This is a genomic window from Streptomyces sp. H51 (assembly GCF_035656535.1).
GTDB lineage: Bacteria > Actinomycetota > Actinomycetes > Streptomycetales > Streptomycetaceae > Streptomyces.
In genome coordinates, this window is sequence record NZ_JAYMHD010000067.1 from 144,142 (window position 1) to 160,006 (window position 15,865).

Here is a 15,865-nt window from a genome sequence, read left to right on the forward strand (position 1 = left end):
TGCCGGCCACTGTGCTCATCACGCACCTCCTGCGCTCTGCTCGGTCGGTACAACGCTCACGGCCTGTGCGGCGAACGGCAGCGACACCACCATCGTGAGGCCACCGCCGGGGGTGTCCTCGGGGCTGAGGGTGCCGTTCATGGCTTCGGTCAGGCCGCGGGCGAGGGCCAGCCCGAGACCGAGGCCGGTGGTGTTGTCGGTGTCGCCGAGCCGCTGGAAGGGCTCGAAGAGATGCTCGCGGCCCCCTGTCGGCAGGCCGGGTCCCCGGTCCACGACCCGCAGCTCCACACGGCCGGCCAGGGCGCTGGCGGTGACCAGCACTCTCCTGCCCGACGGCGTGTGGCGGGCGGCGTTGGTGACCAGGTTGGCGATCACCCGTTCCAGCAGCGGCGGGTCGGCGAGCACCGCCGGGATCTCCTCCAGGTCCGCCACGTCCACGTCTGAGACGTCCGCGAGTGCCATCGGGAGGACCTCCTCCAGGGTGGTGGCTCTCAGGTTCAGTGTGAGAGCGCCCGCTTCCAGGCGGCTGAGGTCGAGGAGGTTCTCCACGAGACGGTTGAGTTTGGCCATGGACTCGTCGGCGGTGGCCAGGAGTTCGTCCCGGTCCTGCGGGGAGAACTCGACGTCACGGCTGCGCAGCGAGGTCACCGCGGCCCAGCCCGCGGCCAGCGGGGTGCGCAGGTCGTGGCCGACGGCCCGCAGCAGGGCCGTGCGCAGGCGGTCGGCGGCCTTGACCGGTTCGACCTCGGCGGCGGCCTCGGCGAGCCGGGCCCGTTCGACCGCCGATGCGACGTGCGCGGCGAACGCGGCCAGCACCCGCCGCTCGGACGACGACAGGGTGCGGCCCCGCAGCGCGAGCCAGGCGCCGGGACCGGCGGGCACGGCTGTCACGCCCGCTTCGTCGGGCGGCTCGTCCACCAGGCCCGCCGATTCCATGCCGAAGGTTTCGCGGGTCCGCTCCAGCAGGGCGGGAATGGTCGCTTCTCCGCGCACGATGCTGCCGGCCAGGGACGACATGGTCTCCGCCTCGGCCGTCGCCCGGGCGGAGCGGCGCGACAGGCGCAGGGAGCGGTCGACGACGGCGGCCACGGTGGCGGCGACGACCGCGAACACCGCGAGGGCGAGCAGGGCGTTCGGGTCGTCGAGGGTGAAGGCGCCGATGGGCGGGATGAACCAGTAGTTGAGCAGCAGGGAGGCCGTGATCGAGGCGATGACCGCCGAGGCGACTCCGCCTATGCAGGCCACGCCCACCACGGCGAGCAGGAACAGCAGGGCCTCGCTGGTCAGGTTCAGCGTCCCGCGCAGCTGGGCGAGGACGATCGTGAGGAGCACCGGCAGTACCAGGCCGGTCACCGGGCCGGCGATCATCCGGGCCGTCGACAGGGTGCGGCGTCGTGACGGGAGCAGGGTGCCGCGGCCGGCGCGCTCGTGGGTGACCCGGTGGACGTCGATGTCGCCGGACAGCTCGGTCACGGTCTCCCCCGTGCCCGGGCCGGTGAGGAACCGGTCCAGTCGGCCTCGGCGGCTGGTGCCCAGGACCAGCTGGGTGGCGTTCTCGGCACGGGCGAACTCCACCAGCGTGGTGGCCACGTCGTCGCCGACCACCGAGTGGTAGCTGCCCCCGAGGTCCTCCACCAGCCTGCGCTGACGGGCCAGCGAGGCGTGCGAGACGCCGTCCGCGAGCCCGTCGCTGCGGGCCACATGCACGGCGAGCAGATCCCCTCCCGCCGACCGGTCGGCGATCCTCGCCGCCCGCCGGATCAGCGTGTCGCCCTCCGGCCCGCCGGTCAGCGCGACGACCACCCGCTCCCGCGTCTCCCACACCCCGCCGATGCCGTGCTGCGAGCGGTAGTCCTGCAGCGCCTCGTCGACCCGGTCGGCCACCCATAGCAGCGCCAGCTGCCGCAGCGCGGTGAGGTTGCCGGGCCGGAAGTAGTTGGCGAGGGCGGCGTCGACCTTCTCCGGGGCGTAGATGTTGCCGTGCGCCATGCGCCGTCGCAGCCCCTCGGGCGGCATGTCCACCAGCTCGATCTGCCACGCCCGCCGCACGACCTCGTCCGGCACCGTCTCGTGCTGCGGCACCCCGGTGATCTTCTCGACCACGTCGTTGAGGGACTCCAGGTGCTGGATGTTCAGCGCGGTGACGACGTCGATGCCCGCGTCGAGCAGCGCCTCGATGTCCTGCCAGCGCTTGGCGTTGCGGCCCTCGCCGGGCACGTTGGTGTGCGCGATCTCGTCGACGATCGCCGCCTGGGGGCGACGGGCGAGCAACACGTCCAGGTCCATCTCCTCGAACTGTCCGCCGCGGTAGGTGCAGGCCGCTCGGGGGACGGTCTCCAGTCCGTCGAGCATCGCCTCAGTGTGTGGGCGCCCGTGGCACTCCGCGAACCCCACCACCACATCCGCCCCGCGGGCGGCTCGGCGCCGCCCCTCGTCGAGCATGCGGTAGGTCTTGCCGACTCCCGGGGCTGCCCCGAGGTAGACCTTCAGTCGTCCGGGCCGTACGTCACTCATCGCCGCCGACGCGCTCCGCTCACTGGATCAACTCCCCTGTAGCCAGGGGTCCCTCCTTCCAAGGAAGCCCCTTCGCGGGCCGGTCGGCGCGGTTGTTAGCGCTTCCTTGGCGCCGGTCCCGGAGACCTTGACAGTGCCTTGACGTAACCTGCGCCCGATAGGGTGACGGCAGGTGTGCCGGGAAGTCTGGTCGGCCGGGGAGCCACGGCGGTTCTCCGAAAGCCCCAGGGAGACGGCATGCACAGCGTCGGTACGGTTCTCGCCCTCGCGGTCCTCGCTACGGTGGTCGCCACCTTCGCCCGCCGCTGGCGCATCCCCGCACCCTCCCTGCTGGTCGTCGCCGGTCTCGCGGTGGCGCTGTTGCCGGGCACCCCACGGATCGAGATCAGCCCCGAGATCATCGGCTTGGTCGTGTTGCCGCCCCTGCTGTACGCCTCCGCGGAGGAGATGTCCTGGCGCGAGCTGCGGGCGGTGTGGAAACCGGTCGGGGTCCTCGCCATAGGGCTGGTGCTCGCCTCGGCCGCGGCCGTGAGCGCGGTCGCGGTGTGGTTGACGCCGTTGTCGTGGCAGATGGCGTTCGTGCTGGGAGCGGTTCTGGCCAGCACCGATCCGGTGGCGGTCACCGCGCTCGGGCGGCGCCTCTCGCTGCCGCCGAAGGTGCAGGTGCTCGTCCAGGCGGAGAGCCTGTTCAACGACGCGACCTCGCTGGTGCTGGTACGGGTGGCGGCGGGCATCGCCGTGGCCTCCGCGGCCGCCGACTGGGGCGCGGCGGGCGGGCAGTTCCTGCTGCTGGCGGGTGGCGGCACGCTGATCGGCGCCGCCGTGGCCGGGATGATCACCCTGATCCGGCGACGCACCGAGAACCCGGTCCTGGAGACGGTGATCGCCCTGGTCACCCCCTACGCCGCCTACCTCCTCGCGGAGGCCGCGCACACCTCCGGCGTGACCTCGTGCGTGGTCGCCGGCGTCGTCCTGGGTGGCCGGGGCGACCGGCTCACCAACGCCCGCATCCGCCTCCAGCTGCACGCGGTGTACGGCACGGTGGTCTTCCTGCTGGAGAGCGTGGTGTTCTCCCTCATCGGGCTGGCGCTGCCGGCCGAGGTGCGAGCCCTCGCCGACGGCGACCGGGCCTGGCCGCTGTACGCCCTCGCCATTGCCGGCACGCTCATCACCGTACGACTGCTGTGGATCGCCCCGCTGTCGGCGGTGGTCCAGCGCAAAGGCGCGGTCAACCGGATGAACTGGCGGATCCCGGTCGTGCTGACCTGGGCCGGCACCCGGGGAGTGATGCCCCTGGCGGCCGCCCTGTCCATCCCGGAGATCACCAAGGACGGAACCGCGCTCGCCGACCGGCCACTCGTCCTCGTCCTGACCACCTCGGTCGTGGTCGTCACCCTCGTCGTGCAGGGCTTCACCCTTGCCCCGGTCGTCCGCCGCTCCGGCATCGCCCTGGAACCCGCCGACACCGAGCGCGAGGAGGCCGAGGCCCGCTCCCGCCTTGCCCACGCCGGACTGGCCCGGCTGGAGGAACTGGCGGAGCTGGAAGCCGTACCGGACATCGTCCTCGACCGGCTGCGCCGGGGTCCGAACGCCCGCCTCGACGACGCCCACGAGCGCCTGGCGGGACCGAACGGAACCGCCGTCGCGGCCGAGTCCGCCGCCCTGGTCTACCGCCAGCTGCGCCGCGATCTGATCGCCGTGGAGACGGTGGAACTGCAGCGGCTGTACGACGGCCACCGCATCAGTGACACCACCCGCCGCCGGCTGCAGCGCTCCCTCGACCTGGAGGAGGCCCGGCTGGCGGACGCCTAACGGAACTCGGCAAGCCTGGGCCGCAGTCCGAGGGCGGTGAGGGCGACGGCGGCGGCCAGCAGGCCGCCCGCGCACGGGAGCAGGCCGGTGACCGCCGAGCGGCCCGCGTCGACCGAGGCCGTGAAGTGGGCGCGGTTGATGCCGGTGACCTTGTCCAGGGCCGCCATCCACGCGCCGAAGTGCGCGTTTGAGGTGCCCGGCTGCCAGCCCATGCAGAACTCGACCGCCTCGCTCTCCTTCCCCGCGGACAGCAGGGCCCGTATCTTCCGGTCGTCGCGCTGGTAGACGGCGTACGCGTCAACCGTCTTCTCGGCTGCAGCCCGCTCACCGGGGAAGGTGATGTTGTCCAACTCCCGCCGGAACTCGCCGGTGAACCGCAGATCGTGGTGATCGGACAGGTACGCCTGCCAGGTGGTGGCGAGTTCGGAGTCGTACGACGAGAGAGTCGCGCCCTTCAGGCCGTACAGCTGCTGCGACTTGGCGAGGAACGCCCGCGCGTACTGGTCGCGGCGCTGCGGGTCGAGGAGATAGCGGCTTTCGTCGGCGTTGGCGTCGTAGGCGATCGCCCGGGCCCGCGAGAGGGCCACGACGGAGTCGAACGACTTCGAGTGGACCGAAGGCACCCCCTTCGCCAACTTCCTGCGCTTCTTCCTTTTCGGCCAGGGCGAGGTCGCCCCGGTCACCCGGGAGGTCCTGCGCGAGGCAGAGCCCGACCGCGCCCGCAGACCGAGGGTGCACACCGGCTGACGTACCGCGTCAGGATCCCGTCAAGGTTCGCCCGTGCAGCGCTAGGACCCCGTTAGCGACAGTCGCCGACCCCCGCAGGGGCGCCTAGCGTCAGCGCCATGCGACGGAGCGGACCGGCGGGCTCGGCCGGCGACCGCCACTGGCGTGGCAGCGCCCGGCTCGCGGTGAGCTGGGCCCTGATCTTCTTCGCCATGAGCCTCCTGATCGACTGGGACGCGGAAAGCCTGACGCCCCTCCGTGCCCTGCTGTGGGTCACCTTGTCGGCCGCCGTGTGTGCCGTCCTGCTGCCGCCACGGGTAAGCGCAGGCCGCGGCTGGCTGGCGGTACGCACCCCCTGGCGCAGGCGAGTGATCCACACGGACGCGCTGACAGCCGTACGGCAGTACGACGGCGTCTCCTCCCACCTGGTCCTGCGGGACACCCACGGCCACACCCTGGAACTCGACCCCCGAGTCCTCACCGCCAACCCGCTGCTCTGGCACGAACTGGACACGGGCGTCCGCCGCTCCCTCGAACGCGGAACGCTCCGCCACGGAGCTGACGTCATGAAGCGCCTGGGGCATCAGATCGACGACGAGACGATCGAGGCAGTGCTTCGGACCTCGGGGCTTCCCTGACGGCAGAGGGCCTCCGCCTTACATTGCGCCGCGTTGCTGCGTTCCGGACAGTCGCGCGCCCTGGACTACATGCGCCGCTCCACCGTCCTTGCACATCTGATGGGCCACGACGCCTTCGCCCACCACGGCCTCGGAAGCGCCGCCCTCGTGCGCTTCGGCTTCAGGACGACGGGAGCGTCCAGCGCTGGCCGGTGGCACCCGCGCAGGTGGCGATGGTCAGCTGTGTCTTGTTCGTCGCGCCGTTGCTGGAGGGGCCCGCAACCTGACGGTGCCGAACCGGGTTATCGCCGCCGTGTCCAACTCCGGCCCGGTCGTCTGGGGCCTGGTCTGCACCTGCCACTGCGGCTCGGCGTCCTCGGCCCAGCAGGCTGGTCCGTCATCATCGGCCTCCATGGCCTGTGTCGAAGACCGTCCGAGCACTGCCGGTGTGCCAGGTCCACCATGGAGGGAAAGCGCGAAGCAGGTGAGCGCGACGAGCCGCCGGGAGCACGGGCATGGCGCGTGGACGGTTGCGGATCTACCTGGGGGCCGCCCCGGGCGTGGGGAAGACATACGCCATGCTCGAAGAGGGCCAGCGGCTGCGTGCCTCCGGCGCGGACGTCGTCGCGGGATTCGTCGAGCCGCACGGGCGGCGGCCGACGGCGGCCATGGCCGAAGGCCTGGAGACAGTGGAGCGGCGCAGGGTGACCCACCGGGGAGCGGAGTTCACCGAGATGGACCTCGACACGGTGCTGGCCCGCCGCCCCCAGGTCGCCCTGGTGGACGAGCTCGCCCACACCAACGTGGCCGGCACCGGCACCCGCAACGCCAAACGGTGGCAGGACGTGGAGGAACTGCTCGATGCCGGGATCGACGTCGTCACCACGCTCAACGTCCAGCACCTGGAGTCGCTGAACGACGTCGTCCGGCAGATCACCGGAGTGCGCCAGCGCGAGACGCTGCCCGACGAGGTGGCCCGCCGAGCCGACCAGATCGAGCTGGTCGACCTGCCGCCCGAGGTGCTGCGCCGCCGCCTGGCGCACGGCGCCATCTACCCGCCGGACCGTATCGAGGCCGCTCTCACCCACTACTTCCGGGTGGGCAACCTCATCGCACTGCGCGAACTGGCGCTGCTGTGGCTCGCCGACCGGGTGGAGGAGGGCCTGCAGCGCTACCGCGCCGAGCACGGCATCGCCGCACCCTGGGAAACCCGCGAGCGGATCATGGTAGGGCTGACCGGCGGTCCGGAAGGCGAGACCCTGATCCGCCGAGCGGCCCGGATCGCCGCTCGCACCCCGGGCAGCGAACTGCTGACGCTGCACGTCGTGCCGGCCGACGGCCTCACCCACGCCGATCCGGCGGCCCTCGCGGCCCAGCGGGCTCTGGTGGAGTCGCTGGGCGGCACCTACCACCAGACGACCGGCGAGTCGGTGGTCGAGGCTCTACTGCAGTTCGCGCGGGCCGAGAACGTCACCCAGATCGTGCTCGGCGCCAGCCGCCGCGGCCGACTGTCGCTGCTGCTGGACGCCGGAGTGGGGCATCGCACGATCCGCGGCTCGGGCCCCATCGACGTTCATGTGGTCACCCACGAGGAGGCGGCCGGCTCCGCCTTCACGACGCGGAAACCGGGTCCGGGCCGAGGCGCCGGGCCACGCCGGTTCTGGATCGCGACAGCGGGAGCGGCGCTGCTGCTGCCCGCGCTGACCCTGATCCTGACGGCCCCCGCCACCCGGCTCGACCTGTCCGGGGTGCTGGTGGTCTTCCTGGTCGCCGTCGTCGTCACAGCCCTGGTCGGAGGGCTGGTCCCGGCGCTGGCAGCGGCGATCGCGGCGGCAGCGCTCGCCGACTACTACTTCACCACGCCTGTTCACTCACTGCGGGTCGAGCACGGCGGCGAAGTCCTCGCCCTGGTGGGCTTCGTCGTCACCGCGGCCCTGGTCGGCGCGGCCACCGACGCGGCCGCGCGGCGCACCCGGCAGGCCGTACGCGCCACATGGGAGGCGCAGGTGCTGAGCCGGCTGGCGAGCGCCATGATGCACGGACGGGACCTGCCGACCCTCATCGAGCAAGTGCGGGAGACCTTCGGGCTGACCGCCGCCAGCCTGCTCGAACGCGACCCCAAAGCATCACCCGGTCCCCGCTGGTACGTGGTCGCCAGTGCCGGTGCGGACCCGCCGGAGCAGCCGTACCAAGCCGATGTCGAAAGTCCCGTCAGCGACAACCTGACCCTGGCGGCCCGTGGCAGCCTGGCCACCGACGACCAGCGGATCCTCGGCGCGTGCGCGGCACAGCTCGGCATGGCACATCTGCACGGCAGGCTCGCCCGGCACGCCGCCGAAACCGACACCCTCGCCGCCGCCGAACGCACCCACGCCTCCCTGATCCGGGCGGCCGACCGCGATCTGCGGGAGCGGCTGCGCACGGCGGAAGAAGCCCTCGCCCGGCGCGACACCGACACGGCTCAGGCGTCGATCCGCCGCGCCGCTCAGGTCGTCGCCGACCTGGCCGACCTCGACCGGCTGCACGGCGGGACCCTCGACCTCTACTTGCGCCCGGTCGACCTCGACGAGGTACTGACCGCCGTACTGGACGACCTGGGGCCGGGTGGCCGCACCATCGAGGTCCGGCTGCCGGAACAGCAACCCGACGTGATCGCAGACGCCGCGCTCCTCACCCGGCTGCTGACCGCCCTCGCGGCGGACGCCTTGCGCCACAGTCCGCCGCAACGGCCGCCGGCACTGACCGCCGAAGTCCTCGACGGCCGACTGCGCATCCGCCTGACGGGCGGCCCCGACGGCGCCCCGCGCCCCGACAGCCTGACACTGCGGCTCTCCCGGGACCTGACCGAAGCGATGGGCGGCACGCTCGAGGCGGCGGACGACCGCGGGCGGCTGTTCTCGGTGACGCTCACCCTTCCGGCCGCCTCCACGCGCCCATGACCTCGCGCCGGGCGACCCGACCTGAGGGGTCACTTCAGACCCACGCGCAGAAGCGTGTGGACAGCCCGGACATCGAGGTGGTCGGCTTCGACGAAGGCAGCTGAGACGGGCAGGTCCCGGCGGTCACCTACGGAGAGCCTGACCACCACTGAACCGTCCCGGGTTCGGTAGAGATCTCAGATTGTGGTTGTGACCTGTGGTTTCGTGAGTTCGGTGTAGTAGTTGGCTTCGTACTCGACCGGCGGGACGTGGCCTATCTCACCGTGGAGCCGCCGGTGGTTGTACCAGTCGACCCACTCGACGGTGGCCAGCTCGACCTGGGAGAGCGTCTTCCAGGGCCGTCGAGGCTTGATCAGCTCGGTTTTGTAAAGGCCCACCGTCGATTCCATCAGGGCGTTGTCGTACGCGTCGCCGACGGATCCGATGCTCGCGGCGATGCCGGCGGTCTCGAGGTGTTCGGCGAGCTTGAACGATGTGTACTGCGATCCGGCATCCGAGTGATGGATCAACTCGCCCGGTTTCACCGGCCGTTGGTCGCGGTCTCGTTGCCAGATCGCCATCTCCAGGGCGTCCAGGACGAAGACGGTCTCCTTCACGGTGGCCGCTGACCAGCCGACGATCCGGCGTGAGAAGGTGTCCACGACGAAGGCGGGGTAGACGACCGCGGACCACGTTTTCACGTGGGTGAAGTCCGCTACCCAGCAGCGGTTCGGCGCGGCGGCGACGAAGTCACGGTCGACCAGGTCGGGCGCTCGCTCCACCTGTCCGCCGGGAATCGTGGTGATGACGCGTTTGCCGCGGACCGCGCCCTGGATGCCGAGTTCGCGCATCAGGCGCTCGACCGTGCAGCGGGCGACCGGATGGCCCTGCCGGTTCAGCTCGCGCCAGATCTTCCGGGCCCCGTAGACACGGTAGTTGGACGTGTAGACCTGCTTGATCTTCTCCTTGAGTTCCGCGTCGCGGACGCGACGGGCGGAGGGCGCCTGGAGGCGTTTGTGGTGGGCGTAGTAGGTGGAAGGGGCGATCTTGCAGTCGTGCTCGGTGAGTGTCTTGCAGATCGGCTCGACCCCGCCGAAGCGGTCCCGGTACTCGTCGATGAAGGCTACGAGCGCGTGTGTGGCCGGTCGAGCTCGGCCGCGAAGAAACTTGCCGCGGCCTTGAGGATCTCGTTGGCTCGCTTGAGCTCGGCGTTCTCCTTCTTCAGCGCCTTGAGCCGGGCGGACTCCTCCGTCGTCGTCCCCGGCCGCTGTCCCGCGTCGATCTCGTGCTGCTTGACCCAGTTCCGCAGCGTCTCACGGGAACCGATGCCGAGCTTGTCCGCCACCGCTTGCAGGGCGGCCGTCTCGTTCGGATAGTCGCCGCGGACCTCGGCGATCATGCGCACCGCACGGCGGCGCAGCTCAAACGGGTAACGGGAGGGTCGTGCCATGGCTCAATCCTTTCACGGAATCGAGCCTCCACCTGACACGGGGCGATTCATTGCCGCCCACCCCGACTCGCCCGGTCCCGGTCTTCCCGATCACCGTGGCGGTCGGATCTGCCGGAGGGTGACGGCGAAGGTTCGGCGCGCGAACCCCGGTGTCGCCCTCCGGTGCGCGGGTACGCGGAGCTGACCCCCGAAGATGTGGAGGGAGTCATGCAACGAGGCAGTGACCGGCTGAGCGTCCACCGCGACGACGAGATGAAGCACGAACTGCAGGGTCTGCTCAGGTCCGGGCGCCCCACCCGGACCGAGGAGTGGCACGACCCCGAACCCACCGCCGACGACGACCCGGAGGTCGCGGGCGGGCCCGTGGCACCGGGCGGCTCGACGGCCTCCCTGAGCGCCGTCCGTCTGGAGCTGGCCCGCCTCCTGGGCCGTCAGGTGTTCCCCGCGGACGCGCACAAGCTCGCCCGCGCGCTGCGCCGGGTGTACGCGCCGGACACCGTGGTCGAGGCGGTGGAACGGCTGCCGCGCACCGCGCGGTTCAGCACCGTCCAGCAGCTGGCCGAGGCCGTGGTCTCGAGCGGGCGCGAGGAGTCTCAATGACGAAGTCAAGCCGCCCGCGTGACCGGCGGGGCGGAGGTGAAGGCTCGGTTGTCACGCAGCAGCGCCCACAGCACGCCGGCTCGTCGGCGGGCCAGTGCGATGACTGCCTGGACGTGCGTGCACCCCTCGCTGCGCTTCTTGAGGTAGAAGTCCCGGTTCGGGCCCTCGCGGATGATGCTGGTCTGAGCGGACATGTAGAACACCCTTCGCAGGCGGCGGCTGTAGCGCTTGGGCCGGTGCAGGTTGCCGGTCCGGCGCCCGGAGTCGCGTGGGACGGGCACCAGCCCGGCCGCCGAGGCCAGGTGGCCGGTGTAGGCCGACAGGTCACCAGCGGCCACCACGAACTCGGCCCCGAGTATCGGGCGCATGCCAGGCAAGGACTCGATGATCTCCGCCTGCGGATGGCTGCGGAATGTCTCGCGGATCTGCTGGTCGATCCGCTTCAGCCTGTCGTCCAGGGCCAGGATCTGCCCGGCCAGGTCGGCCACGATCTGCGCGGCGATGTCTTCGCCGGGCAGCGCGGTCTGCTGGGCCTGCGCGGCCTCCAGCGCGGTCGCGGCCACCGCATCTGCACCCCGGACGCTGCGGTTGGCCAGCCAGGCCGTCAGCCTCGCCCGGCCGCGGCGGCGGATGGCGGCCGGGGTCTGGTAGCCCGTCAGCAGCACGAGCGCGCCTCTGTGCGAGCTGTAGTCGAAGGCCCCCTCCAGTGCGGGGAAGACGCCGGTCAGCACGTCGCGCAGGCGATTGATCATCCGTACCCGGTCGGCCACGAGGTCGGTGCGGTGGGCGGTCAGCAGTGCGAGGTCGGCGGCCAGCTGGGCGGGCACATCGATGGCGGCGAAGTCGTTGCGGTGGCGGGCGGTCTCGGCGATCACGTAGGCGTCGCGGGCGTCGGTCTTCGCCTCGCCCCGGTAGGCGCCCGACATGCGGTTGACGGTGCGGCCGGGCACGTAGACGGCTCGCTGGCCATGGACCGCGAGCAGGGCCAGCAGCGCGGAGGACGTGCCGGAGATGTCCACCGCCCAGTGAACCTCGTCCGCCAGGTCGAGGATCTCGCCGAGCGCGGTCAGGATCGCCGACTCGTCGTTGTCGATCTTCTTCGACCACAGCGTCGCGCCGGTCTCGTCGACCACCGCCGCCGGGTACGAGACCCGCGACGAAAGGAACCCGAATCATCATGCGCATCGCATTCCTGACCGCACCCGCGGGCGTCGAGCAGATCGAACTCACCGACCCTTGGCAGGCGGCGCGCGACGCGGGCCACGAACCCGTGCTCGTGTCGACGAGGTCCGGGAAGGTGCAGGCGTTCCACCGTCTCGACAAGGCGGACACGTTCCCCGTGGACGAGGTGGTGGGTGAGACCTCGGCCGACTCCTTCGGCGCCCTCGTGCTGCCGGGCGGCGTCGCCAACCCGGACTTCCTGCGCATGGACGACAAGGCCGTGGCGTTCGTCCGGGACTTCTTCGACCGGGGCCGTCCGGTCGCGGCGATCTGTCACGCCGCCTGGACGCTCATCGAGGCGGACGTCGTGCGCGGCCGGGTGCTGACGTCCTGGCCCAGCCTGCGGACCGACGTCCGCAACGCGGGCGGCACCTGGGTCGACGAGCAGGTCAAGGTCTGTGACCACGGCCCCAACAAGCTGGTCACCAGCCGCAAGCCGGACGACCTGAAGGCGTTCTGCGACGCGTTCCTGCGGGTGTTCTCCGAAGACGCGGACTGACGGACGGCACGGACGCCGGCCGGCCCGGAACGACACCTGGACGGCCGGCCCGGACGACAGCCCGGACGACAGCCCGGATCGCCGCCGGCCGCTGCTCGGCCGACGGCGATCCGGGTGTCCGGGTGTCCGGGTCCGGCGGTGCCGACTGTTCAGCTCTGTTCAGCTCTGTTCAAGGCTGTCCAACACTGTTCAGCCGCGGGGAGCCGCCGACTCCCCGCCCTTGCGTTCCCGGGCCCCTTCCCGTGTGCGGCCGGCGGCGACCGGACGCCGCGGGTTGCGGCGCAGGTACTCGCCCTCCAGCTGGGCCATGCGTTCGTTGTGGGTGCGCAGCGCGTCGTTCGAGCCGTACAGCAGGGTGTCGTGACGCGTGCGGTGGATCGTCTCCAGCTCCTTCATGAGCTGCTGGTCGTCCAGCCGACTGGGTTCGACTCCGGTCATGGTGGCTACCCGCTCGTCGTGTTCGTCCATGAGGTCCGGGTACCCGCCCGGTGAGCACTACCCGCGAGCGATATCCGGGAGGGAGCCATGGATCTCGCGTTTCTGCAACCACTGTACGAACATCCCGGGCCCTGGGCCTCCGTGTACGTCGACACCTCACGGCACACGGAGGACGCCTCCCACGAGCGGCGGCTGACGGCCGAGGCCCTGGCCCGGGAGCTGTCCGGACAGGGGGCGGACGATGCGACCTGCCGGGCGGTGCGAGAGGCGCTGGAGGAGCTCCGGCTCTCCCCCGAGCCGCCCGGGCGGGCCCTGTTCGCGCGCGCGGGCGGGGTGGTCCTGGACCCGCCGCTGGCCCGACCCCCGCGGCGCGACAGCGCCCGCTGGGCGCCGCTGCCGCACACCGCGCCGCTGCTGGAGCTGGCCGGTGAGGACCCGGTGTGCGTGGTGGCGTACATCGACCGCAAGGGCGCGGACTTCGAGCTGCGCAGTGCGCTGGACCGGCGGGACGCCGGTTCGGTCTCCGGACGCCAGTGGCCGGTGCACCGTACGAGCACGGTCGACTGGTCGGAGCGGCAGTTCCAGCTGAAGGTGGAGAACACCTGGGAGCACAACGCGGGCGAGATCGCCGACGCGCTCGCCGTCGCACAGGAGGAGACGCGGGCCGACCTGCTGATCCTGGTGGGGGACGACCGGGCGCGGCGGGCCGTGCGCGAGCGGCTGCCCGGGCGCCTCGCGGATCTGGTCGTCGACGCCCCGCACGGCATCGGCAGCCGGCTGCTGGACGAGGACGTCCAGCAGGCGCGCGCCGAGCACGTCCGGCGGCGGGCCACCCGCGAGCTGGAGCGCTTCCACGCCGCCCGCCATCCGGACGCCGAGGGGCGCAGCACGGCGGTGGAGGGCGTGCCCGCACTGGTCGAGGCCGCCCGCGAGCACCGCATCGACGAGCTGCTGATCCTCCCCGACGGTCCGGACGCGCACCGCGAGGTGTGGATCGGCGAGGACCCGGACCAGTTGGCGGTGCGCCGTACGGACCTGCGGATCCTCGGCGAGCAGCACTCCTGGTCCGCGCGTGCGGACGACGCGCTGATCCGGTCCGCGGTGGCCACCGGAGCCCCCGCGCTGTCGGTCACCCCGGCTGCCGGGGCGGCCCGGGAGGAGGCGCCGGTGGGCGGACTCGGCGCGCTGCTGCGCTGGTCCTAGCGCTCCGGGACGCTGGTCCTAGCGCTCCGGGACGCTGGTCCCAGCGCTCCGAACCCCGCGGACGGCGGTCGGCGGGTACCGGGCCTCCTCGGCCCGTCGGCCGTCACCTCACCCGCTCGACCCGTCGTTCGTCCCACACCGGTTCCTGGGTCTCCCGGACCCGGCCGTCGCTGCCGAAGACCAGGTAGCGGTCGAAGGAGCGGGCGAACCAGCGGTCGTGGGTGACCGCGAGGACGGTGCCCTCGAAGGCCTCCAGGCCCTCCTGGAGCGCTTCCGCGGACTCCAGGTCGAGGTTGTCGGTCGGTTCGTCGAGCAGCAGGGCGGTGACGCCCGCCAGTTCCAGCAGCAGGATCTGGAAGCGGGCCTGCTGGCCGCCGGAGAGCTTGTCGAAGGACTGCTCGGCCTGGGCGGTCAGTTCGTAGCGGCGCAGCCGCGACATGGCGGCGCCGCGGTCCTGCGAGTGCTCCTGCCACAGGATGTCCAGCAGCGGCCGGCCCCGCAGCTCGGGGTGGGCGTGGGTCTGCGCGAAGTGGCCGGGCACGACGCGCGCCCCGAGCTTCCAGCGGCCGGTGTGCGCCACGTCCTCGCCGGCCAGCAGGCGCAGGAAGTGCGACTTGCCGGAGCCGTTGGAGCCGAGGACGGCCACACGTTCGCCGTAGAAGACCTCCAGGTCGAAGGGTTTCATCAGGCCGGTGAGTTCGAGCTGCTCGCAGGTGACGGCGCGGATGCCGGTGCGGCCGCCCTTCAGGCGCATGGTGATGTCCTGCTCGCGCGGCGGCTCCGGCGGCGGCCCGGCCTCCTCGAACTTGCGCAGGCGGGTCTGGGCCGCCGCGTACCGGGACGCCAGTTCGTGGCTGACGGTGGCTGCCTGGCGCAGGCTCAGCACGAGTTTCTTCAGCTGGGCGTGCTTCTCGTCCCAGCGCCTGCGCAACTCCTCGAAACGGGCGAAGCGTTCGCGCCGGGCCTCGTGGTAGGTGGCGAAGCCGCCGCCGTGCACCCAGGCGTCGGCGCCCGCCGGGCCCGGTTCCACGGACACGATCTTCTGGGCGGCGCGGGCGAGGAGTTCACGGTCGTGGGAGACGAACAGGACCGTCTTGCGGGTCTCGCCCAGCCGCTCCTCCAGCCAGCGTTTGCCGGGCACGTCGAGGTAGTTGTCGGGCTCGTCGAGCAGCAGCACCTCGTCGGTGCCGCGCAGCAGCGCCTCCAGCACGAGCCGCTTCTGCTCGCCGCCGGAGAGGGTGCGCACCAGCCGCCACTGCGCCTTCTCGTACGGCACGCCGAGCGCGGCCGTGGTGCACATGTCCCACAGCGTCTCCGCCTCGTACCCGCGTGCCTCGGCCCAGTCGGAGAGGGCCTGCGCGTACCGCATCTGGGCGGCCTCGTCGTCGACGGTCATGATGGCGTGCTCGGCCTCGTCGACGGCGCGCGCGGCGTCGCGGACGCGGGGCGTCGCGACCGACACGAGCAGGTCGCGCACGGTCGTCTCGTCCCGCACGGAGCCCACGAACTGGCGCATCACGCCGAGGCCGCCGCTGACGGTGACGCTCCCGCCGTGCGGCTTCAGCTCGCCGGAGATCAGCCGCAGCAGGGTCGTCTTGCCGGCGCCGTTCGGTCCGACGAGGGCGACGACGGCCCCCTCGCCCACCCGGAAGGACACGTCACCGAGCAGCGTCCTGCCGTCGGGGAGGTGGTACTCGAGGTGCGCGGCTTCCAGATGTCCCATGGGAGGGCATTGTGCGGGCGGTACGCTCACCGGGGCAAACGCTTATCCGGACTCGCGCTCGCCCGGCTGTCCGGCTGTCCGGCTGTCCGGCTGTCCGGCTGTCCGGCTGTCCGGCTGTCCGGCTGTCCGGCTGTCCGGCTGTCC

The 15,865-nt window shown here is 71.9% G+C and carries 12 protein-coding genes; 6 read left to right on the forward strand and 6 right to left on the reverse strand.

Annotated elements, in window-relative coordinates:
- Positions 1-18: 18 nt before the first annotated feature.
- Positions 19-2,514 (reverse strand): sensor histidine kinase, encoded by a 2,496-nt coding sequence (locus VKA29_RS23975; RefSeq protein WP_324788014.1) that lies wholly within the window; start codon positions 2,512-2,514, stop codon positions 19-21.
- A gap of 237 nt (positions 2,515-2,751) precedes the next feature.
- Here VKA29_RS23975 and VKA29_RS23980 point away from each other — a divergent pair, with 237 nt between their 5' ends.
- Positions 2,752-4,326 (forward strand): Na+/H+ antiporter, encoded by a 1,575-nt coding sequence (locus tag VKA29_RS23980; protein ID WP_324788015.1) that lies wholly within the window; start codon positions 2,752-2,754, stop codon positions 4,324-4,326.
- On the opposite strand, the gene VKA29_RS23985 is transcribed toward VKA29_RS23980, so the two are convergent.
- A complete protein-coding gene (locus tag VKA29_RS23985) occupies positions 4,323-4,949 on the reverse strand; it encodes a hypothetical protein (RefSeq protein ID WP_324788016.1) in 627 nt (208 codons plus the stop codon). The genes VKA29_RS23980 and VKA29_RS23985 overlap by 4 nt on opposite strands.
- A 222-nt stretch (positions 4,950-5,171) precedes the next feature.
- Between VKA29_RS23985 and VKA29_RS23990 the strand changes: the two genes are divergently transcribed.
- Both VKA29_RS23990 and VKA29_RS23995 read left to right on the forward strand, forming a co-directional pair.
- Positions 5,172-5,690, forward strand: a complete 519-nt coding sequence (locus VKA29_RS23990) for a hypothetical protein (protein ID WP_324788017.1) — start codon at positions 5,172-5,174, stop codon at positions 5,688-5,690.
- A 494-nt stretch (positions 5,691-6,184) separates the two neighbouring features.
- On the forward strand, positions 6,185-8,608 hold the full coding sequence (locus VKA29_RS23995) for a DUF4118 domain-containing protein (protein WP_324788018.1): 2,424 nt from the start codon (positions 6,185-6,187) through the stop codon (positions 8,606-8,608).
- Between the two features lie 176 nt (positions 8,609-8,784).
- On the opposite strand, the gene VKA29_RS24000 is transcribed toward VKA29_RS23995, so the two are convergent.
- Positions 8,785-10,037, reverse strand: a protein-coding gene (locus VKA29_RS24000; RefSeq protein ID WP_420718548.1) for an IS3 family transposase whose coding sequence is annotated in 2 segments (ribosomal slippage) — positions 8,785-9,758 and positions 9,758-10,037 — 1,254 coding nt in all. Because the reading frame shifts where the segments join, the coding sequence is not laid out codon by codon here.
- 207 nt (positions 10,038-10,244) lie between these two features.
- Between VKA29_RS24000 and VKA29_RS24005 the strand changes: the two genes are divergently transcribed.
- Positions 10,245-10,637, forward strand: a complete 393-nt coding sequence (locus VKA29_RS24005) for a DUF2795 domain-containing protein (protein ID WP_324788020.1) — start codon at positions 10,245-10,247, stop codon at positions 10,635-10,637.
- Between the two features lie 5 nt (positions 10,638-10,642).
- Here VKA29_RS24005 and VKA29_RS24010 read toward each other — a convergent pair whose 3' ends face one another.
- Entirely contained in the window at positions 10,643-11,770 is a 1,128-nt protein-coding gene (locus VKA29_RS24010; RefSeq protein WP_324788021.1) for an IS110 family transposase, read from the reverse strand.
- A 44-nt stretch (positions 11,771-11,814) separates the two neighbouring features.
- Between VKA29_RS24010 and VKA29_RS24015 the strand changes: the two genes are divergently transcribed.
- Positions 11,815-12,357: a type 1 glutamine amidotransferase domain-containing protein gene (locus VKA29_RS24015; RefSeq protein WP_324788022.1), complete on the forward strand. Its 543-nt coding sequence runs from the start codon at positions 11,815-11,817 to the stop codon at positions 12,355-12,357.
- 189 nt (positions 12,358-12,546) lie between these two features.
- Here the strand turns inward: VKA29_RS24015 and VKA29_RS24020 are convergent, their stop codons facing one another.
- On the reverse strand, positions 12,547-12,825 hold the full coding sequence (locus VKA29_RS24020; protein WP_324788023.1) for a DUF6158 family protein: 279 nt from the start codon (positions 12,823-12,825) through the stop codon (positions 12,547-12,549).
- Between the two features lie 57 nt (positions 12,826-12,882).
- On the opposite strand from VKA29_RS24020, the gene VKA29_RS24025 reads away from it, so the two are divergent.
- Positions 12,883-13,998 (forward strand): Vms1/Ankzf1 family peptidyl-tRNA hydrolase, encoded by a 1,116-nt coding sequence (locus tag VKA29_RS24025; protein WP_324788024.1) that lies wholly within the window; start codon positions 12,883-12,885, stop codon positions 13,996-13,998.
- Between the two features lie 103 nt (positions 13,999-14,101).
- Here the strand turns inward: VKA29_RS24025 and VKA29_RS24030 are convergent, their stop codons facing one another.
- Positions 14,102-15,721 (reverse strand): ABC-F family ATP-binding cassette domain-containing protein, encoded by a 1,620-nt coding sequence (locus VKA29_RS24030; RefSeq protein ID WP_324788025.1) that lies wholly within the window; start codon positions 15,719-15,721, stop codon positions 14,102-14,104.
- Positions 15,722-15,865: the final 144 nt, after the last annotated feature.